At 38.2% G+C, this 21,230-nt stretch carries 21 protein-coding genes and 1 other annotated feature (1 of these 22 running past the window's edge); of the genes, 2 read left to right on the forward strand and 19 right to left on the reverse strand.

What is annotated here, in order from left to right; translation table 11 throughout:
* Positions 1-806, forward strand: an 806-nt coding sequence (locus ABH966_RS01910; RefSeq protein WP_370075345.1) for an IS3 family transposase, incomplete at its 5' end; no start/stop codon positions are given.
* Between the two features lie 292 nt (positions 807-1,098).
* Here ABH966_RS01910 and mtnN read toward each other — a convergent pair.
* The 15 genes from mtnN to ABH966_RS01985 form a co-directional block, all read right to left on the reverse strand.
* On the reverse strand, positions 1,099-1,791 hold the full coding sequence (gene mtnN, locus ABH966_RS01915) for a 5'-methylthioadenosine/S-adenosylhomocysteine nucleosidase (protein WP_370075346.1): 693 nt from the start codon (positions 1,789-1,791) through the stop codon (positions 1,099-1,101).
* 61 nt (positions 1,792-1,852) lie between these two features.
* Positions 1,853-2,506: a YrrS family protein gene (locus ABH966_RS01920; RefSeq protein WP_370075347.1), complete on the reverse strand. Its 654-nt coding sequence runs from the start codon at positions 2,504-2,506 to the stop codon at positions 1,853-1,855.
* A gap of 617 nt (positions 2,507-3,123) precedes the next feature.
* On the reverse strand, positions 3,124-3,612 hold the full coding sequence (gene greA, locus ABH966_RS01925) for a transcription elongation factor GreA (RefSeq protein ID WP_049667741.1): 489 nt from the start codon (positions 3,610-3,612) through the stop codon (positions 3,124-3,126).
* A gap of 188 nt (positions 3,613-3,800) precedes the next feature.
* Entirely contained in the window at positions 3,801-4,439 is a 639-nt protein-coding gene (gene udk, locus ABH966_RS01930; protein ID WP_370075348.1) for a uridine kinase, read from the reverse strand.
* Positions 4,439-5,719, reverse strand: coding sequence for a peptidase U32 family protein (locus tag ABH966_RS01935; protein WP_370075349.1), 1,281 nt, complete (start codon positions 5,717-5,719; stop codon positions 4,439-4,441). Before ABH966_RS01935 ends, udk begins: the two co-directional genes overlap by 1 nt.
* A gap of 14 nt (positions 5,720-5,733) precedes the next feature.
* Positions 5,734-6,666, reverse strand: a complete 933-nt coding sequence (locus tag ABH966_RS01940) for a peptidase U32 family protein (RefSeq protein WP_370075350.1) — start codon at positions 6,664-6,666, stop codon at positions 5,734-5,736.
* A gap of 5 nt (positions 6,667-6,671) precedes the next feature.
* Entirely contained in the window at positions 6,672-7,304 is a 633-nt protein-coding gene (locus tag ABH966_RS01945; protein ID WP_370075351.1) for an O-methyltransferase, read from the reverse strand.
* A 745-nt stretch (positions 7,305-8,049) separates the two neighbouring features.
* On the reverse strand, positions 8,050-9,177 hold the full coding sequence (gene mltG / locus ABH966_RS01950; protein WP_370075352.1) for an endolytic transglycosylase MltG: 1,128 nt from the start codon (positions 9,175-9,177) through the stop codon (positions 8,050-8,052).
* Positions 9,178-9,653: 476 nt separating this feature from the next.
* The gene (locus ABH966_RS01955; protein ID WP_370075353.1) at positions 9,654-10,841 is read right to left on the reverse strand and encodes an acyl-CoA dehydrogenase family protein; all 1,188 of its coding nucleotides are present in this window, start codon (positions 10,839-10,841) and stop codon (positions 9,654-9,656) included.
* Positions 10,841-12,184 (reverse strand): LLM class flavin-dependent oxidoreductase, encoded by a 1,344-nt coding sequence (locus ABH966_RS01960; RefSeq protein WP_370075354.1) that lies wholly within the window; start codon positions 12,182-12,184, stop codon positions 10,841-10,843. The genes ABH966_RS01955 and ABH966_RS01960 overlap by 1 nt, the downstream gene beginning before the upstream one ends.
* A 79-nt stretch (positions 12,185-12,263) precedes the next feature.
* The gene (locus ABH966_RS01965) at positions 12,264-13,100 is read right to left on the reverse strand and encodes a MetQ/NlpA family ABC transporter substrate-binding protein (RefSeq protein ID WP_370075355.1); all 837 of its coding nucleotides are present in this window, start codon (positions 13,098-13,100) and stop codon (positions 12,264-12,266) included.
* Between the two features lie 14 nt (positions 13,101-13,114).
* Entirely contained in the window at positions 13,115-13,768 is a 654-nt protein-coding gene (locus tag ABH966_RS01970) for a methionine ABC transporter permease (protein ID WP_049667732.1), read from the reverse strand.
* Positions 13,710-14,789 (reverse strand): methionine ABC transporter ATP-binding protein, encoded by a 1,080-nt coding sequence (locus tag ABH966_RS01975; protein ID WP_370075356.1) that lies wholly within the window; start codon positions 14,787-14,789, stop codon positions 13,710-13,712. The genes ABH966_RS01970 and ABH966_RS01975 overlap by 59 nt, the downstream gene beginning before the upstream one ends.
* A gap of 55 nt (positions 14,790-14,844) precedes the next feature.
* Entirely contained in the window at positions 14,845-15,654 is an 810-nt protein-coding gene (locus ABH966_RS01980) for a MetQ/NlpA family ABC transporter substrate-binding protein (RefSeq protein WP_370075357.1), read from the reverse strand.
* Positions 15,655-15,954: 300 nt separating this feature from the next.
* Positions 15,955-16,482: a DUF1292 domain-containing protein gene (locus tag ABH966_RS01985; protein ID WP_370075358.1), complete on the reverse strand. Its 528-nt coding sequence runs from the start codon at positions 16,480-16,482 to the stop codon at positions 15,955-15,957.
* Positions 16,483-16,746: 264 nt separating this feature from the next.
* Between ABH966_RS01985 and ABH966_RS01990 the strand changes: the two genes are divergently transcribed.
* The gene (locus ABH966_RS01990) at positions 16,747-16,887 is read left to right on the forward strand and encodes a hypothetical protein (protein ID WP_370075359.1); all 141 of its coding nucleotides are present in this window, start codon (positions 16,747-16,749) and stop codon (positions 16,885-16,887) included.
* 342 nt (positions 16,888-17,229) lie between these two features.
* Here ABH966_RS01990 and ABH966_RS01995 read toward each other — a convergent pair whose 3' ends face one another.
* The 4 genes from ABH966_RS01995 to alaS all read right to left on the reverse strand — a co-directional run bounded on the left by ABH966_RS01995 (position 17,230) and on the right by alaS (position 20,990).
* Positions 17,230-17,538 (reverse strand): DUF1292 domain-containing protein, encoded by a 309-nt coding sequence (locus ABH966_RS01995; protein WP_370075360.1) that lies wholly within the window; start codon positions 17,536-17,538, stop codon positions 17,230-17,232.
* A gap of 19 nt (positions 17,539-17,557) precedes the next feature.
* On the reverse strand, positions 17,558-17,974 hold the full coding sequence (ruvX, locus tag ABH966_RS02000; RefSeq protein ID WP_370075361.1) for a Holliday junction resolvase RuvX: 417 nt from the start codon (positions 17,972-17,974) through the stop codon (positions 17,558-17,560).
* Between the two features lie 2 nt (positions 17,975-17,976).
* Positions 17,977-18,243: an IreB family regulatory phosphoprotein gene (locus ABH966_RS02005; RefSeq protein WP_004226839.1), complete on the reverse strand. Its 267-nt coding sequence runs from the start codon at positions 18,241-18,243 to the stop codon at positions 17,977-17,979.
* Between the two features lie 86 nt (positions 18,244-18,329).
* Positions 18,330-20,990 (reverse strand): alanine--tRNA ligase, encoded by a 2,661-nt coding sequence (gene alaS / locus ABH966_RS02010; RefSeq protein WP_370075362.1) that lies wholly within the window; start codon positions 20,988-20,990, stop codon positions 18,330-18,332.
* Between the two features lie 113 nt (positions 20,991-21,103).
* Positions 21,104-21,230, reverse strand: a binding site (T-box leader); it runs 88 nt beyond the window's last position.

The raw sequence follows: 21,230 nt of genomic DNA on the forward strand, positions 1-21,230 counted from the left end.
GCTACTATCGTTACTTCACAGAAGAGGCAGAAATGAAAAGACAAACACTCCATCAAGCAGATGAGAAAGTCAAAGAAATCATTTTAAAAGCTTTCTATTTCCGTCGACGTCCAAAAGGAGCTCGTCAAATTAAAATGACGTTAGAACAACAGTATCAAATCACCTATAACTTGAAACGTATTCGTCGTATTATGAAGAAGTTTCAAATCGTTTGCCCCATTCGAAAAGCCAATCTATATCGACGAATGGCCAAAGCGACAAAGGAACATCGGACATTACCGAACCTGCTAAACCGCCAATTTAAGCAAGGGGTAGCTGGGAAAGTATTATTAACAGACATCACCTATTTGAGTTATGGAAAAGGTAAACGCGCCTACTTGTCTACAATTAAAGATGCGGAAACCAATGAAATTCTGGCATATGAAGTATCTGATAAAATAACGCTAGATATCGCCCTAAATACACTAAGGAATTTGAAGAAGAATGGTATCAAACTAGCAGAAAATGCATTCATCCACTCGGATCAAGGCTTCCACTATACCAATCCCCAATTCCAAAAGCTTGTAAAGGAAATGGGACTAAATCAATCCATGTCACGTCGAGGTAACTGTTGGGATAACGCTCCTCAAGAATCGTTCTTTGGGCATTTTAAAGATGAAACAGATTTAAAATCATGTGAAACACTAGAAGATGTCATACGAGAAATCAAAAGTTATATGACCTATTACAATCATTATCGGGGTCAATGGAACTTAAAAAAGATGACGCCTGCACAATACAGACTTCATCTTCTTCAAGTTGCCTAGAGCTTTTTTTAAAATGTCCTTTACAAAGGGTACACTTTAATTTTCAATCGCAAGAGAGTTTTTTATTCTGCAGATTCTGATAGTTCTACTGAAATAAGTGTACCGAGTAACATTGTTATAATGACTACACCTGCTGTTAAAAATAGCATTATGAATGCCTCCCATCTAAATATGAAGAGATTTATTTAACATCAGTTTAGCATTAGTGAGACCTTTAAACTGTGATTTTTCTCACACTAAAAGCCACTCATTTTGACTATTTTGTGTAGTTTATTTCACAGATTTTTAGACTTTATAATGATTCGATAGCTTTTAGTACGATTTGTGTGGAATGCTTAGCAGCTACTGGTAAAAACTCATCGAAGCTAAGATTCGATTCTTTTCCAGCAATATCTGATAAAGCACGAATAACAACAAACGGAGTACCAAATTGATAACATACTTGTGCAACAGCAGCTGCTTCCATCTCCACTGCCTTCATTTGTGGGAAATGACGACGAACAGCTTCTACACGAACAGGATCATTCATAAAGGCATCACCTGAGCAAATTAAGCCAATACCATATTGGTGCTCTCCTACAGCCTCTACTGCCTCTTCAGCGACTTTCATAAGTTTTTCATCCGATTTATAAGCTGCTGGCATACCTGCCATCTGCCCCATTTCATAACCGAAAATTGTTACATCTACATCATGATGACGAACTTCATCTGAAATAACAACTGCGCCAACTTCAAGAGTTTCATCATAGCCTCCGGCAGAGCCCGTATTAATGACTACGTCAGGCTTGAATTCATGTAATAGAATAGTAGTTGACATTGCGGCATTTACTTTACCAATACCACTTTTTAATAAAACTACCTCTTTCCCTTTATAAGTTCCTGTTGTATACTCACTGCCTGCGATTGTTGTGCTTTTTGCTTGCTCTAATGATGCTCGTAAAAGCTCTACTTCCTCTTCCATTGCGCCGATTACTGCAATTTTCATCTCTCTGTTACTTCCCTTCTTTATTCAACTCTATTAAAAATAATAAAACGAGTTATTTTCGTCAATAGGCTCCGTTTAATGTATTTAGTTGCTCAAGTTTTACTGGTGTCCAGCCTTCGTTGTCGACCCATTCCATGCTAACACGATACATTTTTGTCTTATCACTCGTTGAAACTGTTGCAATAGCCGAATTAGCGCTACCGTTATTTCCCATACGCCAGATAATCATATTGTCCTTTTCGATGCCTGTAACTGCCGCAACTGTTGCTACCTTCTCAGCCCAGTCTACTGATCCATCATCGTAAGAAGACACATGCTGACCTGTTTGTGTTGTAGGTGTAGGTTCCCAATTTTTATTTGTTATGACCTTGTCAACAATTGGGTTATCTGAAGTAGTTTCAGTAGTAGTGTCCTGTTCAGATGTTTGAGATTCTTCTGTAGGCTCTTCCTTTGCTGGTTTTTCCTCCTGAGCTGATTCATCATTATTTTGCTCTTTAGAAGGCTCTTCCTTCACATCTTTTTTATCGTTCTTCTGCTCTTGTATTGGCTCGTCTTTCTCAGCCTTTCCTGCATCATCCTGCCATTTAAACACAAATGTTGCTGTTATAATAATTAATATCACGACAATACCAATTAAAACATTCAATAGTTTATCTAGCTTTTTATTACGAGATGGCTGCAAATGACGACTGCTTCGAGTTTTTCGTTCACTCATGAAGTCTCCCCCTCTCTAGCCAATATTCTATCAAGTTCAACAGTACTTGCAAAATAATTGTGCTCATATATTTTTTCATAGAGAAAAATATAGACATCTCGACGTATATTCTAATAGATTTTTGTATTATCACCAAAACGTGTGGTTGATTTCCGTTCCGACTGGGCGCTTTGTTGTTGCTGACGCTTCGCTTTCGCACAGAGCAAAGCTTCCTGGGGGCGTCCGATGAGCCGCTTGGGGCAACAGATGTTTTTTTGCGCGAAAGCGTAGTGCTAACGTAGCGGCAGCAGCAGGATGTTGGTCACGAAGGCGTTATAACAGGACGTGATGGTTTTAGCCTTCGTTCCCCTATTGCTAATCCCCAAGGAGCCGCCCAGCCTCCACTCCAATCAACTTATTTACATAGTATACGTTTTAACAAAAGTCCTACAACTTTTGGTGATGAACCAGATTTTTACCATCGATGTAAAAGCTTACATAGAAAGTGTAGATTCAAGAATCCATATCTCATTGGCGTTGTTGTTGCTGTCGCTTCGCTTTGCGCACAGACAATGCTAAATGAAGATAAAAGCAGCTAGCTCTCTTTTGAAAAGATTAGCTAACTGCTTGTACCAAAATTATTTTATTGAAATAATTTTAACTTTCATTTCACCACCAGGTGTTTGAACGACAACCTCTTCGCCTTCAGCACGGCCTAGCAAGCCTTTAGCAATTGGTGATTCATTTGAAATACGGAATTCCATTGGATCTGCCTCAGCCGAACCAACAATTGTATACGATTCCTCATCTGTTGATGGTTTCCCATTAATAACTTCTACAAATGTAACCGTTTTCCCTAGTGATACAACACTGTTGTCTGTTTCGTCCTCAGAAATAATAACTGCGTTACGAATCATAGATTTTAATGTAGAAATTCGACCTTCTAAAAAGGCTTGTTCTTCTTTTGCAGAATCATACTCAGCGTTTTCAGAAAGATCCCCGAAATCACGCGCAATTTTAATACGTTCTACGATTTCCTTACGTGTTTCCGTTTCTAATTTCACTAATTCTTCTTCTAATTTTCTTTTACCTTCAGCTGTCATTGGGTACTGTTTTTCGTTTGCCAAAGTTCTTCACTCCTTGTTTTCGTCAATATAAAAACATAAAACTCGATTAAGTGGCTTAGTAGGATGCACTTAATCGAATTTTATTATTTTTAAACGGTTTCAAATTACTCTTTGACCTAATAGTATGCATGCCTTTCTGAAATATGTACAGATATGCATGTAAATATTGTCAATACCACTCTATCTTATTACAATACGTTGTCGGTTTCAAGGATAGTTTTAATCTTAGTTACCATTAAATCAATCGCAACCTCATTATCCCCGCCCTCTGGAATAATAATATCAGCATAACGTTTCGTCGGTTCAATAAATAGATTATGCATTGGACGCACTGCCGATAAATATTGATCGATTACAGAATCTGTTGTACGTCCGCGCTCTTTAATATCACGCATTATACGACGAATAATACGTAAATCTGAGTCCGTATCTACAAATAATTTAATGTCCATTAAATCACGCAAATCTGCATCTTCTAACACTAAAATACCTTCTAGTATAATAACATCAACAGGCTCTACATGAATAACTTCTTTAGCTCTTGTATGCTGCACATAATCATATACTGGCTTTTCGATTGGTTGACGGACCAATAATTTTTTTATGTGTTCAATTAACAAATCATTATCAAACGCTAACGGATGGTCATAGTTTGTACCTAAACGCTCCTCAAACGTTAAATGACTTTGATCTTTATAATAAAAATCTTGTTCAATTACAACTACTGAATGATCGCGGAAAACATCATAAATAGCACGGGTCACACTCGTTTTTCCCGAGCATGAACCACCAGCGATTCCGATGACGACTGGACGCTTTGCTGCCATTAATTATTCTCCTTTCGCATCATGTTATGTGGTTTTAATGGTGTATCGCATTTAAATTTAACAATTTGTAGTGGATGACGTGCAGCATCTAAGCTATTGCCATCCTCATCCCAAATTTCACCCATTGTAAGACGGAAATTTTCGATTTCTGGTCCAAAGAACTCTACCTCATCACCAGGTTTAAAATAGTTGCGTTGTTGCATTGTAACTATTTTCGTTTCTGGGTCATGCTCTAAAATTAAACCTGCAAACTCATAAGTCGTTTTGCGGCCATGTACACCAAACATTTGCTCCTCGTGGCCAGGGGCATCATGGAAGAATGCTTCAGCAGTATCACGGTTAGCACATTTGTCTAGTTCCTCGAGCCATTCACGTTTAATTTTGAAATTTTCAGGGTCAGCACAATAAGCGTCAATCACTTTGCGGTACACTGAAACAACTGTAGCCACATAATGAATGGATTTCATACGACCTTCTACTTTTAATGAATCAATACCAAGCTCAATCATATGTGGAATTGCTTCAATCAGCTTTAAGTCTTTCGGACTCATTGCAAAAGGTGCATGATTATCATCGAAAAGTGCCTTTTCTTCGCCATCTTCTAGCTCATATAAATCATAGTCCCAGCGGCAAGATTGACAGCAACCACCACGGTTAGAGTCACGAGCAGTCATGTGATTTGAAAGTACACAACGACCAGAATAGGCTATACACATTGCTCCATGAACGAATGCCTCAATTTCAATATCGACTTTTTCCTTCATCAGCTTCATTTCTTCGCCGCCCACTTCACGTGCTAATACTACACGATGTAAGCCTTCTTCTTTCCAATACTGTACTGCCTTCCAGTTCGATAAAGATTGCTGTGTAGAAAGGTGAATTTCAAGCTTTGGTGCAGCTGTACGGCATGTTTCAATGATTAGTGGATCCGCTACAATAATGCCTGTAACACCTGCAGATTCAATATCTTGTAAATATTGCTCTAAGCCGTCCATATTTTCATTATGGGCGAAAATATTTGTCGTAACATATATTTTTGCACCGTATTTATTGGCGAATTCAACACCTTCGCGCATTTCTTCAATTGAGAAGTTATCTGCGTTTGAACGTAGACCGAACTCTCGTCCACCGATAAATACAGCATCTGCTCCATAATGAACTGCTACTTTTAATTTTTCTAAACTACCTGCAGGGGCAAGTAGCTCTGGTTTTTTTGTAATGACACGTTTACCGTCTACAATCTCACGGATTTTGTCATTTTGTTCTAATACTAATGCCATGTTCTTGCCACCTCCTAGTAAACTGTTTCCTTGAAGATAAAGCCAGTATCAAGAGGTCTGATGGCAGGCTGAATATCTTCAATTTTAGCTAATAAATCATCTTTAATATCTTCATACGCATCTTCTGATTCGTCAAAATATGTGTCAATTGCTTGACGATAAGCTTCTGTTACTGTGTTCACATATTCTGGCGTTTGAAGAACACCTTCAATTTTCAATGCATCAATGCCACCTTCGAATAATTCGCCAAGCTCATCAATAATGCACATATCGTTTGGACTGAAAATATGAGTACCATTAGCGTCCTCATAAATTGGATATTTATTATTACGTTCATCATCGTGAATGAACATATTGCGATTTTCCTTACGATTTTCAATTTCCATTACTTTATCTTGATATAAGAAATAATGGCCTAGTAATGGACGTTTTGATTGGAACATACATGTCATTCCATGTACTTGAACCTCAATCTCTACTTCTGTATTTTCTTTAATTTCTAGCACTTCATCTAAAGAAAGTTCACGTGAAAGCACTGCACGAGTTGCCCCGCGTTTTCCCCAATAATTTGCAGTAAACCAGTTCGTTGCAGTCGTTTCCGGATTCCAGTGTAGCGGTATTGTTACACCTTGCTCACGGCGGATGATTAATACTGCTGGATCACCATAAATTAAACGGTCGACACCAATACGTTGCATTTCTTTTAAATATTCGGCAAGCGCATCCAATTTTTCATTATGGAATAACGCATTTACCGCAACATAAACCTTTTTACCCGCTGCATGAATTAGCTTTGTAGCCTCTTCCACTTCACTTACAGAAAATTCTCCTGCTAGGCGCAGACCAAATTGTTGTTCGCCAATGACAAAAGCATCTGCTCCAGCCTGTAAAAGGTCTTTTACATGGTCCACTGATTGCGGTGTAACAAGCAATTCAGGTTTTTTCATAATAGTCACCTCTTCAAACATAATAATAAACCATCACCAACTGGTAAAAATGCACTTGTATAATCAGGGTGCTGCATAATCCATTCGGTGAAGTTTTTTAAATTGCGAATCATTGTACGCTTACGACGCGGAACATCTTTTAAATCCAAATCTGATAAGCCATGCATATACATATTATCGATATACAGAACTCCGCCAGATTTTACAAGAGGCGCATACTTTTCAAAAAAGCGTTGATATTGTCCCTTTGCAGCATCGATAAAAACTGCATCGAAGGTCGTTTGAATTGCTTCATCATTCACTTCTAAGGCGTCACCCTCAATGACTGTAATACGATCTGATACTGTAGAACGTTCAATATAAGCCCTTGCTCTTGTAACACGCTCTGCATCACGTTCGATTGTAACGATTTGCACATTTGGTAAAGCCTCTGCCATTCTTATTGCAGAATAACCAATTGCTGTACCAATCTCTAAAATTTTCGACGGATTTTGAATACGTAGCAGTTGATTTAGTGCATCAATGCCTGAAAGTTGCATAATCGGTACATGATTCTCCTCCGCAAATGCTTCCATTTCTAAAAGCAATTCATTACGTGGTTGAATAAATGATTGTATATATGCATCTGATAATTCCATTTTTTTAGTTCACCCTCATATCAATTATGCCTCGGCATAATTGTGTCTGGAATCGGCTTTGTGTTTAGGCCTGCACGAGGGCCGACACGATGTCGGTCATTTCGGTAATGCCACAGGACGTGGCGCTTTTACCGAGGGCCAACACGATGTTGGTCATTTCGATAATGCCACAGGACGTGGCGCTTTTACCGATGCAGGTCAGTTAGCCGTTATCGCATGGATGCGATGATTTTAGGCTAACATCCTCTAAGAATTCCTTTCCGATTTCCGTGACATCCGCCGGAGGCTTTAACTTCTTTCAGCGGATATTTGTACACAGCTGAAAAGTGACTTAAAATCGCATTCATCTCCCCGCCAATAGAGGCGGGAGACACTTGTACCTGTCGCTTCGCTTTCGCTCATATGACATTTGTAGCTGACGCTTCACTTTCGCTACATAAGACATTTGCTGAAGAAGTTAAAAGGCAACGAGCAATACTCGTTGTCTGTAGTTCATCATTTAGCAACAAAAAGAAAAAGACCAAACGTGATGTCTTGGTACTTCGTCATACAAAAATGAGCAATTGTTTTATAAGCTCCAAACAATTGCCACCACGTATATTATTCCGCATTAACGGACTGATTGAATTTTTTCCATGCGGATAGATTAAAAATCACAATTTATAATAGCACGAAAATAGAAGGAAAGCTATTTTTCTTTCCTTCTATCCACATTATTGCTATTTATTTTTTCTATTTAAAGTACTTACTCTGCTTTTTTTATATATTTATCTACTTTCAGTAAATGTTCATCATACGTTTTCGAGAAGTGGTTGACACCTTTTTTATCCGCTAAGAAGTATTTATAGTCCGTTTTACTTGGATTAAGCACTGCTTCAATCGAAGTTTTCCCTGCACCCGCAATAGGACCTGGTGGTAAGCCTTTATTTTTGTAAGTATTATAGGCATTATCTACTTCTAAATCTTTATATAGGACACGATCTTTATGGGAACCAAGTGCATATAAAACAGTTGGATCTGTTTGTAATGGCATCCCTTGATCGATACGGTTATAGAATACGCTCGCAATCGTTTCTCGATCTGTTTGGGCAGTGGCTTCTCTTTCCAATAATGAAGCAAATGTTAATAATTGATGTACTGACATTTTCTTTTCAGTTAGAGCATCGTTGTAATTTTTCACAACCTTGTTCATTGCTCCTACCATTTCGTCTACAATCGATTCTAATGATGGTTTTTCTTCGAAATAAGAATAAGTTGCAGGGAATAAATAGCCCTCTAAATCATATCGAATATTATCAGCTAAAACCGCATCTGTCACAAGCTCAGGGTATTTAGCCTTCATTTGTTGTACAAACGCATCGCTTGTTACTAAGTCCATAAATTCTTTTTGAGTGTAAGGCGTTTTCTTTTCCACAATATCACCAATTTGTTCAAGTGTTAAACCTTCAGGAATTGTCATTGTAAAGACTGGCGTACGATAAACCTTCCCTGTTTTTAAACTTTCGATTAGCTCATCCAATGTCATTGCTTGTGTTAAATCATAGTTCCCTGCTTGGAACTGGGATTCATTTTTAAATTTAGCATAATATTTAAAAACACGAGCATCTTTAATAACCCCTTTCTTCTCTAATAGAGTTGAAATAGAGCTTAAAGTTGAGCCTATTGGTACTTCAACTGCTATTGTTTTAGTTGCATCTGGATCCACTGGTTTTAAAGCACTCTTCACATAACTATAACCAAGTATACCGACAATCCCTGATATTAGAACAAAAGCAATTGCTACAATAGCAACGATTTTTCTCACAATTTTTACCTCGGATTTTCTTTCTTGCATTTTTGCAAACATTTCTTGTTTTTTCGAACCGTTATTCACGGGTTTCCCCCCTATCACTCCATTATCATACTAGAAATCAACTTTCACGACAAACAGAAATAGAAAATCAGTAAAAATAGATCACTTAAAAATAGATTGCGACAAAAAGATAAATATAATAAATCAAAGTTGATTTACAGTCAACAAACTAAAACAATATAGAAATCTAGATGGATAGGTTGGCAAATTAGGAACGGAAAGCCCTTCAGTAGAAAAGCAAAAATCTGCCAACTATATCGTTAGCAGATTCAATAATATTCTCCTCACGTCAACGGTTGGAAAACTTACTATATCAAAATCAATTTTGCCTCGGCATAAGTGCGTTCAGAATCGGCTTTGTGCTTTTGCCTGCACGAGGGCAGACACGATGTCGGTCACTCAGTCGTGTGTTGTTGTTGCTTTGCTTTGCTTTGATTTGCTTCGCTTTCGCTACAGAAAATAATTGCTGTATGAAATTAAAGTGATCCAAGTGATCCCTATAATTGAAAAGCTTCTTGTTTGACATCGATTAACAAACCCTTTGCAAGCTGTGCAATAACTACATCATCAGCTGGAGGATTAAAACGACTACATTGAACATCTCGAAAAAGTCGCTGTAATTTATTAGCTTTAGATAGACTTCGTCCCCCAACAACTTGCATTGCTTTTGTTACGATGTCAATCGCATTGTTACAAATAACATACTTTGCAATACTAACATCTTCAGAAAGCTGATCCTTAATCGCTGGATTTTGTTCTACTTGCGCTGCAATACTATACAATGTTCGGCGTGCTGTGCGATATAGCACTTCTATTTCACCCATTTTTTGTTGGACATGACTAGCGTGTGCGATTGTATTTTCTAAGCTGTATGAATAGGTATTTTTAGCAAAATCAATTACATAATCCCGAGCTGCACCCGCAACTCCTAAGTAAACAGCTGGAATTTCTAACGAGTAGACGCGACCATCAGCTAAAAAACGATTCACTTCATTTGGACGATGTTTGTATAGCAATGCCTCCTCTGGAACAAACGTTTCATGAAAAATAATGTCATGACTACCCGTTGCCCGCATTCCCATCGCATCCCATGTATTAATAACCTCTACCTGATCATTTTTGGTTATTAAAAATTCCGCTGTTAAATTTTCTTCTTCAATATAGGCGATAATCGTAAATTGTTTTAATATTGGGGCTAAGGAAGCAAAAGCCTTTTCACCTGTAATGATATAGCCTCCAGGCACTTTTTTAGCAATTGTTCCAGGTAAACTTCCACGAGAAATATTTCCCTTCCCTCGCTCGCTATTTATAATATTTAAGAGAGAACCTTCTTTAACTGCTTTATGGCACAATTCCGTAAATATAGGCTCAGGCCATGTCTTCGCCTCACGAACATTTAAAAAAGTTAATAAGTGCCACCCAACAGACAATGCAGTAGAAGCATCTCCTTTTGCTAATTGTTCCTGTACTAATAACATTTCATAAAGGGAAATTTCCTCACCGCCGTATTTTTTTGGCACCGTTAATTTAAAATAGCCAGCTTCCTCTAAAATTTTAAAGTGCTCAAACGGAAACTCTCCACTTTCATCATATTTACCAGCTGTCTCGTCAATTTGTTGTGCCAATTTAGAAGCATATTGAACTAACTGCTGCTCACGTTCATTTCGAATAAAAACATCACTCATCAATGAGTCACCTTGCTTTTAGTAAATCTATTTTGTGGTTTTTTCAGTCCTAAATGTTCCCTAAGTGTGGATCCTGTATATTCTTTACGATAAATACCACGCTCTTGTAAAATTGGCACAACCTTGTTCACAAAATCCTCTAAATCGCGTGGCAATAAAGGAAACTGTAACATAAAGCCATCTGCCGCTTCTTCTGTAATCCAACGTTCCATCTCATCGGCAATTTGCGTTGCTGTCCCAACAAAGGCATCACGCTTTGCAGGGCCAAAAAGGCGCGCATATAATTCACCGACTTTTAAATTTTCTTTTTTGATAATCTCCAAATGCTCATAAAAATGACTTTGAATACTATTGACCTCAGGAAAATCCACTTCGATTGCAGGTGTATCTAACGAGTATTTTGAGAAATCAACATTCCCCATATAACCCGAAACAAATTTTAAGCTCTCATATGGGTCAATCAACGCTTGTAATTCATTATACTTACGAATGGCCTCTTCCTCCGTATCCCCCACAATTGGCGATATCCCTTGTAACACAAGTAACTCCTCATCGGTGCGCCCAAAGAGAGCAAGCTGTGCCTTTAAGTGGCGATAATGCTCCTTGGACTTCCCTATATCGTCCCAATGAACAAAAACGACCTCCGCTGTTCGCGCTGCTAATGTTTGCCCTGGTTTTGAAGCACCAGCCTGCACAATAACAGGCTGACCCTGAACGGAACGTGCAATATTCAACGGACCTTTCACTGATAAATATTTACCTTTAAAAGCGGTCTCATGTACTTTATTGCGATCATAAAAAATATTATGATCACGGTCGTAGACAAAAGCATCGTCCTCCCATGAATCCCATAATGACTGCACTACATCGATGAATTCCTCCGCACGTTCATAGCGATGATCGTGCTCCCAATGCTTGTCACGGCTAAAGTTTAAAGCCGTATGCCCTGTAGCATCTGCTGTTGTCACTAGATTCCAACCGACTCTACCATTACTAATATGATCTACGGACATTAGCTGCCTTGCTAACACATATGGCTCACTATATGTGGTTGATGCAGTTGCCCCAAGTCCGATTTTGGTTGTCGCAGCTGCTAAAGCTGTAATCTGTATAAGAGGATCAAAGCGATTTAAAATATGTGGATGTGATTCATGATTGATCGCTAAACTATCCGCAACAAAAGCAATATCAAACTTGCCCTTTTCAGCAATTTGCGCCGCCTTTTGTAATGCATTAATATCGATGCTTGCATTAACTTTTGCAGACGGATGTTTCCAAGCTGCCACATGCATTCCTGCCCCAATTAAATATAACGCAAGCTTTAACTCCTTTTTCTTAGTCATTTTCTCGTCATCTCCCTTAATATGAATCAATTTCGCTGTCGCACAAATAAACAGAGGCAATAGGCCAATACAGTGTTGATCAATGAAGATAAAAGTCTTTCCATGTAGCTAATTCATCTAATGGCATTTTTATAGGAATATAATTGCCATTAGAAATATCTTTAATGAAATTGGCAGTTTCTTCACGCTGATAGATGTCAACAATTTTTAAAAATGTCTTATTGTCCTTATCTTCAGGCCTTGCCACGATAACATTAATAAATGGCTTCGCCGTTTCATTCTCATGAATAATGGCATCTTTCAATAGTAAGCCTGCTTCGACGGCAACCCCATTATTAATGACCGCAAAATCGGCATCTTCCATAACCCTCGGTGTCGTCGCACCATCTACTGGTAAAATGTTTAATTTTTTCGGATTATCTTTAATTCGGTCCTCTCCACCATTACCATCAAAATTATCCGTAACCGTCAATAAGCCATATTCTTGTAGCAGCAATAAAGCTCTACCCCAGTTAGAAGGATCATTTGGTACAGCAATTTTCGCTCCCTCTTTCATATCATCCAAAGATTTATATTTGTTTGAATATAAGCCTATCGGAGCCATAATTGTTGTGCCAATCGCCTGTAAATCTGTTCTGTTATTTGTATTAAATAAATTTAAGTAAGCGACATGCTGAAACGCATTGATATCAACCTCTCTCTCCGCCAATGCTTGGTTCGGGTCGTATTGTGCTGAGAATGTCACTAAATCGAGGTTAATATCTTCCTTTGCAGCCTGTTCTTTTATATACTCCCATGTTTTCAATTCCGAGCTACGGATACCAACCTTCACAGTATCTTTTTCATCTGCTTTTGCACAAGCAACTAGTAGGAACAGTAATGCAATTAAACTTAATAGATAATTTAGTTTCCTCATATCAAAATTCTCCTTTATGACACTCTGCGTAATTTTCGCTCAAGACTATTTCCAATACTTTGAATGATTTGTACTAGTACTACTAAAATCACCACTGTTACTAAAATCGTTACATTGTCAAAGCGTTGATAGCCGTAAGTAATGGCTACATCACCAAGGCCACCGCCTCCAACTGCCCCTGCCATTGCAGTCGCTCCAATAAGCCCAATTGTTGCAGTCGTGACACTTAATATTAAAGAGGGGAAGGCTTCTGGTAGCAAAAACTTTTGAATAATTTGAAGTGGAGAGGCACCCATCGCCTTCGCTGCTTCAATAATGCCTTCATCCACTTCCAATAATGAATTTTCTATTAATCTTGATATATATGGCCCTATATGCAAGACAAGCGGTACAATAGCAGCTGTTGTTCCTATTGCTGTTCCAACGAGTAAACGTGTAAATGGAATGATAGCAACTAGCAAAATAATGAACGGAATGGAGCGCAGGGTGTTGACGATTGGATTAATGATTGAAAAGATTATTTTATTTTCAAGAATATGCCCTTTTCTCGTCACAACTAAAGTTATCCCTAAAATAAAGCCCAAAATAGCTCCAAAAAATAACGAAATACTAACCATGTACAGCGTATCTAGCACTGCGTCGATAATGATTTGCGAGCTCACCTTCATGTGCAATAACCTCCTCTATTTGAATATCTTTCGTTTGAATAAATTGATGTGCCTTGTCTATTTCTTTATTTGTACCAACTAGTTCAACGATTAAATTACCAAAGGGAATCCCTTGTAGCTCTGTAATATTGCCAAACAGTACATTGACATCGACATCAAATTTTTTCGCTACTTGAGAGACAACTGGTTGCCCAACGTCTACACCTATAAATTTCAGGTTATAAATCTTTTTAGATTGATCTATCGTTTTTAATTGCTCGTAGACAGATTGTGGAATGTCATCTCGAACTACCGATTGTACAAAGCTTTTAGTCGTCTCCTCTTGTGGTGCAGAAAAAATTTCAAGTACATTGCCTGTTTCAATAACTCGTCCGTTTTCCATAACAGCTACACGATTGCAAATATCTCTTATGACTTCCATTTCATGCGTAATCATTAAAATGGTAATGCCATACTCGATATTTACTCGCTTTAGTAGCTTTAATATAGATTTAGTCGTTTGCGGGTCAAGAGCAGACGTCGCCTCATCACATAATAAAATTGTTGGCTTTGTGACAAGTGCACGAGCAATGCCCACTCTCTGCTTTTGTCCACCTGACAGCTCATCGATGTAGCGCTCGGCTTTGTCCTGTAAACCGACAAACGACAAAACCTCCCTTACTTGACCTTCAATGTTTGATTTTTTTACGCCACTTAATACTAAAGGCATCGCAATATTTTCAAAGACAGTCTTTGAACGAAGAAGATTGAAGTGTTGAAAAATCATACCAATATTTTTCTTTTCCTCGCGAAGCTGCTTTTTGTTTAATGTTGTCAGCTCTTTGCCATTCACAAGAACGCGACCAGATGTTGGTTCCTCCAATAAATTCACTGTCCGTATTAATGTACTTTTACCAGCACCGCTAAAGCCGATAACACCAAAAATATCACCCTTTTGAATCGTTAAATTAATGTTATTTAATGCCGTTACAACGGTTGTTCCTACCTGAAATTCCTTTGTCATTTCGATAAATTCAATCATTTCACGTCTACCTCCTTAGCATTTCATTTCGACTACTCTCGACTTTTAAAAGAAGTTAAAATGCTGGAACGACAGCCCCCTTATACTGATCTTCAAAAAAGGTACGCGCCTTTTCGCTTGTCAGCCATTTAACGACTTTTTGAATCGCTGGATCATTTTGTTTTTCTTTTGTCGTCGCAACAATATTGACATATGGCGATTCTGGACCTTCTATAATAAGAGCATCCTTCATAGGGTTGTAGCCCCCTTCTAAGGCGTAGTTCGTATTAATAGCCGCTGCATCTACATCATCTAATGAACGAGTCAATAACTGAGAATCGACACCGATAAATTGAATATTTTTTTCGTTTTTTGTAATATCCTCAACTGTATAATCATTTTCCTTTGTTTTATCTAATTCAATTAGTCCATTATTTTGAAATAGTAGTAAAGCTCGAGAAAAATTGACGACATCATTTGGGACGGAAACTTTTGCATTTTGCGGTATATCATTAATATTTTTAATTTTTTTAGAGTACACACCAAATGGTTCAATATGAATTCCTTTTACACTCACTAAATATAAATGGCTTTCTTTATTCGTTTGTTCTAAAAAGGGAATGTGTTGAAAATAGTTAAAATCTAGTTCACCATCTGCTGTTTGCTGATTTGTTTGAACAGCATCTTTTAAAATAGTAATGTCTAATTTCACACCATCTTTTTCAAGATCCTTTGCTAAATACTCTAGTACTTCAGCGTGTGGCACATTGGCTGCCCCCACCTTTAACGTTACTGTTTCATCTTTGCTCGCTTCCCCTTTGTTTGTGCAACCTACCAGCAAACCTATTATTAATACACCAACTAGTAGTCCCCATATAGTCCTCATTTAATTTCCTCCTTTTCGAATTAATTTACTTGGTTTTAATTTAAAATAAATCTTATCTGTTTACTTATGTTTGGTCAACGCTCGATATTACATTTTATCTGTAAATATTTAAAAATTCAGACAAAACAACAAGTTGAAAATTCCGTTTTGTCTAGAAAAATAACTAAATTAGCTCGAAAATATGCAAATTTAATTTTAGAATAGAATATTTTTACATACGAGATAGAAATATTCTATTAATACTCTACAAGCTACGAAATAAAAAAAATCCGAGTAGCATTTAACCACTCGGAGTTCTAATTATAATTCATTTAATACATCTTCAACAAATGCCCATTCTTCATCTGTTTCAATCGGTAATAATTCATCAATCGTTCCGTCATTTCCAGATACGAATTGTGAAGCAAAAATATCTCGCTCCTCTATTGGCTCGTCCGTTGCCAGAACATAAAGTACATAGGATTTGCCAAATTGTTCTGATGAAAATGTATGAATAACCTCACAGACCTGATCTGCCCCATCCTCATCTGTTATTGTAAATAGTTGCGGCTCTTCTTCAAATTCGTCTAGAAGTGTCAGGACTACCTCATTAATCATTTCCCACTCTGCATCTGTTTCTACAGGCTGTAGATTTGTCATTTCTCCATTGTTATCATCATAATCAAATGTCATAGCAGAAATGTCTCCAGGAATTTCATTACCGCCTTCGTCGATTAACGAAAACAATACATATGATTTTTCATCTGCATCGAAAGTGAAGACAACACGACACTTTTGCTCCTTGCCATTTTCCCCTACTATAAGAAATTCTTGCGTTTCTTCGTTCATATAATTTCCTCCTTAATTAGACTTAATTATGTTTCCAACTTTGATACGAGTCATTTTTTGGGTAACACAAAAATATCATCTTAAATTCATTGGATTCGTCATAGTCTCACATAACCTCACAGCTATATGGCTCAACACCATAACGTATGGTTGATTTCCGTTCCGGCTGGGCGCTTTGTAGCTGACGCTTTGCTTTCGCGCAGATAAAACAATTGTTGCTGTCGCTTCGCTTTCGCACAGAGCAAAGCTTCCTGGGGGCGTCCGATGAGCCGCTTGGGCCAACACGATGTTGGTCACGAAGGCGTTATCACTGGACGTGATGGTTTTAGCCTTTGTTCCTCTATCGCTGATCCCCAAGGAGTCGCCCAGCCTCCACTCCAATCAACTAATATACAGGGTATATAATCAATTATGCCTCAGCATAATTGCGTCCGGAGTCTTTAGGCCAACATGATGTTGGTCACTCAGTCGTTGCCACAGGACGTGGCGTTCTTAGACTGAGTTCCTCTATCTCAGCGGGTTTGGACACCAGCTGAAAAATAACTTAAATACACATTCATTTCACCATCTATATAGGTGGAGACTTCTGTACCTGTCGCTACGCTTTCGATACAAAAAACATTTGAAAGAAGTTAAAAAAATGTCATCCACAACTTTCGGTGATGAAACAGCTTTATTCTTTCTAAAGTAAAAAAGGAACAAGGAGTGCTTGTGCCATCCTTGTTCCACACTTATAAAGAACGATGATTATTCTTCGTCTTCATCCTCTAAAGCGTTTAATACGTCTTCTACCATATCCCACTCTGCTTCAGTTTCGATTGGTGTTAATTCACCATCTTCACCATTTTCAGATGGAACGAATGAAGATACGAAGATTTCTACAGAGCCATCTTCATCTTCTTCTGCGCCTACCATAGAGTAAAATACGTATGATTTGCCAAATTCAGCTGATTCATGTACGTGAATTACTTCACAAAGCTGTTCATTTCCGTTCTCGTCAATCACTGTAATGTGTTGTACATGTAATTCTTCTTCATGGTTATGCTCTTGTGCCATGTAGTTGTCACCTCATCAATTAATTTTTGCTATCCAAGTAGCCTTGTAAAATCATCACAGCAGCCATTTTATCAATGACTTGCTTACGCTTTTTGCGACTCACGTCTGCTTCGATTAGCATACGCTCAGCAGCCATCGTTGTTAAACGCTCATCCCAAAGCTTGACCGGTAGTGAAAATGTTTCTTCTAAAAGCTTTTTATAGTTTTCAGAAGCTTCTCCACGTGGTCCCACCGTATTATTCATGTTTTTCGGATATCCTACAACAAATTCTGTTATAACATACTCCTTCACTAGCTCGGCTATTCGGTCAATGCCGAACTCGCCGTTAGCTTCATCAATTTTTACGGTTTCAATCCCTTGGGCCGTCCACCCTAAAGCATCACTAACAGCAACGCCAACAGTTTTTGACCCAACGTCTAATCCCATAATTCTCATTTCTAGTCCTCGTTGTTCTTTTTAATATAAAACTTAACAAGCTCTTCTAGAATTTCGTCACGCTCAAGCTTGCGAATTAAATTACGAGCATCCTGATGGCGAGGAATATACGCCGGATCACCAGAAAGTAAATAACCGACAATCTGATTGATAGGGTTATATCCCTTTTCCTCTAATGAAGAATGTACTTTCAACATTACCTGCTTGACTTCCTGTTCCATTGATTCTTCTGGAAAATTAAATTTCATAGTTTGATCAAATGAACTCATGACCAGCACCTCGCTTTCAGAAATAAGGAGATGTGCAAAAGCTCATCTCCAATTTCTCTTTATTATAACATGTTTTGGCGTATTAATTAAATGGATTTAACATAATCATACACAGAAAGTAGTGCTTCATCAAGTTTTGACGCTTCTTTCGCACCTGCCATCGCCATATCTGGACGACCGCCACCTTTACCACCACATGCTTCTGCTACCATTTTTACGATATTTCCTGCGTGGTAATTACCACCAACTAAATCTTTTGTTACACCAGCACATAGCATAACTTTTTCGCCATCGACTGCACCAAGAACGATAACAGCTTTAGGCATTTTTGCTTTCAAGTCATCCATCATTTGACGCAGTTGATTATTGTCCTTCGCCTCAACTTTCGTAGATAAAACAGTTACATCCCCAAAAGTTTGCGCTGCGTCCACAATTGCGCCTGCTTGTGCATTCGCGATTTTTTGTGATAATGCCTCATTTTCACGTTGCAAATCTTTGTAGTCGGCTTGTAACGCATGTACTTTTGTCACAAGATCTTTTGAATTTGCTTTTAATAATGCTGCAGCTTCGTTTAATAGAGCTTCTTCCTCTTTTACCGCTTCATAAGCAACTTTACCTGTCACAGCCTCGATACGACGAGTACCTGCACCTATACCACCTTCTGAAACAATTTTGAAGAAGCCAATTTCAGAAGAACGTTTTACGTGAATACCACCGCAAAGCTCAATAGAGTAGTCACCAATTGAAACAACGCGAACGATATCGCCATATTTTTCACCGAATAACGCCATTGCTCCCATAGCTTTCGCTTCATCGATTCCTTTTTCTTCAATAACGACCTCTATATCATCCCACACTTTTTCATTTACAATACGTTCAATTTGTTGTAATTCCTCTTTTGTCACTTGTCCGAAGTGAGAGAAGTCAAAGCGTAAGCGATCAGGTCCTACATATGATCCCGCTTGGCTAACATGGTCGCCCAGTACATCTTTTAGCGCACGTTGCATAATATGTGTTGCTGTATGGTTTTTAATAATTAAATTACGTTCTTCACGGTTAACTACTGCTTTCACTGCATCTTCAACTTGCATTTCGCCAGATTGTACAAGTACAGTATGAAGCGGTTGACCATTTGGAGCTTTTTGTACATCTTTTACAATAGCAGTGAAGCTATCATTTGAAATAACACCGCTATCCGCAATTTGACCACCCATTTCAGCATAGAATGGTGTTTTAGCTAAAATAACTAATGCTTCTTGCCCTTCAGATGCTACCTTTGACACTTGTCCGTTGACAATGATCGCTGCAATTTCTGTATTTGTCGTTAATGTATCATAACCAACAAATTCACTCGCAACCGTCAAGTTTGTTAGTACTTCATTTTGTACTTGCATAGAATCCACATCTTGACGAGCTGCACGTGCGCGTTCACGTTGTTCTTCCATTGCTGCTTCAAAGCCTTCATGATCTACCTTCATGCTTACTTCTTCCGCATACTCTTCAGTTAATTCGATTGGGAAACCATAAGTATCATATAAACGGAATGCATCTGCACCTGGAATATAGTCATGGCCAGCTGCTTTTTGAGCTTCTACTACTTCGTTAAAGATAGCAAGACCACCGTCTAATGTTTCATGGAAGCGAATTTCTTCATTTTTAATAACACGTTGGATAAACTCGCATTTTTCCGTTACTTCTGGGTAGAAATCATTCATGATTTCACCAACAGTTGGTACTAATTCAAACATAAATGGCTTTTCAATGCCGATTTGTTTTGCATAGCGCACTGCACGACGTAGTAAACGACGTAATACATAACCACGACCTTCATTTGAAGGAAGAGCACCATCACCAATGGCAAACGCTACTGTACGAATATGGTCCGCGATAACTTTAAATGGTGTATTGATATCTTCTTCTGAACCGAAGATTTCACTTAACGCTACTTCACCTGGACGTTTGTATTTGCGATTTGCTAATTGCTCGATTTTTTCAATAATAGGCATGAATAAATCAGTATCAAAGTTCGTTGGAACATTTTGAACAACTGATACAATACGCTCAAGACCCATACCAGTATCAATATTTTGTTTTGGAAGCGGCGTATATGTGCCATCAGGATTATGGTTGAATTGAGAGAACACCAAGTTCCAAATTTCAAGATAGCGTTCATTTTCACCACCTGGATACATTTCTGGATCATTTTCATCTGAACCGTATTCTTCCCCACGGTCATAGAAAATTTCTGAGTTAGGACCAGATGGGCCTTCACCGATATCCCAGAAGTTCCCCTCAAGTCGGATTAAACGCTCTTCAGGAATACCAATTTCGTTATGCCAAACGTCATACGCCTCTTGATCTTCAGGATGGATCGTAATAGATAAAAGCTCTGGATCAAAGTCCATCCATTTTTTATCCGTTAAGAATTCCCAAGCGAAATGAATAGCTTCTTTTTTGAAGTAATCCCCAATTGAGAAGTTTCCTAGCATTTCGAAAAATGTATGATGTCGAGCCGTTTTACCTACGTTTTCAATATCATTTGTACGAATTGATTTTTGGGCATTTGTAATACGTGGATTTTCTGGAATGATACGACCATCGAAATATGGTTTAAGTGTTGCAACACCTGAGTTAATCCAAAGTAATGATGGGTCATTGATTGGCACAAGTGGTGCTGATGGTTCATGATGATGACTTTTTTCTTTAAAGAATTCTAAATACATGCGACGAATTTCTACTGCTTTCATTTGAAAAGTTCCTCCCTATATGTTTTGTAAAAATCACGAAATGAATCCGCAAATCAATTTTGCCTTGGCGTAAGCTTTCACGCAGATAAACATAAAAAAGCCCCCATCCCCAAAAAAGGGACGAGGACTTGTGATTTGTCTCGCGGTACCACCCTAGTTGTAAGTAAAAGTATACTTACCTCTTTAGCACTTGTAACGTAAGTGAACGGCAGGGATTAACTGCACTCTGGAGTAGCTTTC

The sequence above is a fragment of the Lysinibacillus sp. RC46 genome (assembly GCF_041262385.1).
In the GTDB taxonomy this organism is placed as follows: domain Bacteria; phylum Bacillota; class Bacilli; order Bacillales_A; family Planococcaceae; genus Lysinibacillus.

Coding starts and splice junctions, on each gene's coding strand:
- ABH966_RS01920 (WP_370075347.1), bottom strand. CDS start 2,506: ATGAGTGAACGAAAAACTCGAAGCAGTCGTCATTTGCAGCCATCTCGT.
- ABH966_RS01940 (WP_370075350.1), bottom strand. CDS start 6,666: ATGAAAAAACCTGAATTGCTTGTTACACCGCAATCAGTGGACCATGTA.
- mtnN (WP_370075346.1), bottom strand. CDS start 1,791: ATGAAAATTGCAGTAATCGGCGCAATGGAAGAGGAAGTAGAGCTTTTA.
- alaS (WP_370075362.1), bottom strand. CDS start 20,990: ATGAAAGCAGTAGAAATTCGTCGCATGTATTTAGAATTCTTTAAAGAA.
- ABH966_RS01965 (WP_370075355.1), bottom strand. CDS start 13,100: ATGAGGAAACTAAATTATCTATTAAGTTTAATTGCATTACTGTTCCTA.
- ABH966_RS01980 (WP_370075357.1), bottom strand. CDS start 15,654: ATGAGGACTATATGGGGACTACTAGTTGGTGTATTAATAATAGGTTTG.
- ABH966_RS01975 (WP_370075356.1), bottom strand. CDS start 14,789: ATGATTGAATTTATCGAAATGACAAAGGAATTTCAGGTAGGAACAACC.
- ABH966_RS01990 (WP_370075359.1), top strand. CDS start 16,747: ATGAGCCGCTTGGGCCAACACGATGTTGGTCACGAAGGCGTTATCACT.
- ABH966_RS01945 (WP_370075351.1), bottom strand. CDS start 7,304: ATGGAATTATCAGATGCATATATACAATCATTTATTCAACCACGTAAT.
- ABH966_RS01985 (WP_370075358.1), bottom strand. CDS start 16,482: ATGAACGAAGAAACGCAAGAATTTCTTATAGTAGGGGAAAATGGCAAG.
- ABH966_RS01955 (WP_370075353.1), bottom strand. CDS start 10,841: ATGAGTGATGTTTTTATTCGAAATGAACGTGAGCAGCAGTTAGTTCAA.
- ABH966_RS01995 (WP_370075360.1), bottom strand. CDS start 17,538: ATGGCACAAGAGCATAACCATGAAGAAGAATTACATGTACAACACATT.
- ABH966_RS01960 (WP_370075354.1), bottom strand. CDS start 12,184: ATGACTAAGAAAAAGGAGTTAAAGCTTGCGTTATATTTAATTGGGGCA.
- ABH966_RS01935 (WP_370075349.1), bottom strand. CDS start 5,719: ATGGCATTAGTATTAGAACAAAATGACAAAATCCGTGAGATTGTAGAC.
- ruvX (WP_370075361.1), bottom strand. CDS start 17,974: ATGAGAATTATGGGATTAGACGTTGGGTCAAAAACTGTTGGCGTTGCT.
- udk (WP_370075348.1), bottom strand. CDS start 4,439: ATGGCAGCAAAGCGTCCAGTCGTCATCGGAATCGCTGGTGGTTCATGC.
- ABH966_RS01970 (WP_049667732.1), bottom strand. CDS start 13,768: ATGAAGGTGAGCTCGCAAATCATTATCGACGCAGTGCTAGATACGCTG.
- ABH966_RS02005 (WP_004226839.1), bottom strand. CDS start 18,243: ATGAGTTCATTTGATCAAACTATGAAATTTAATTTTCCAGAAGAATCA.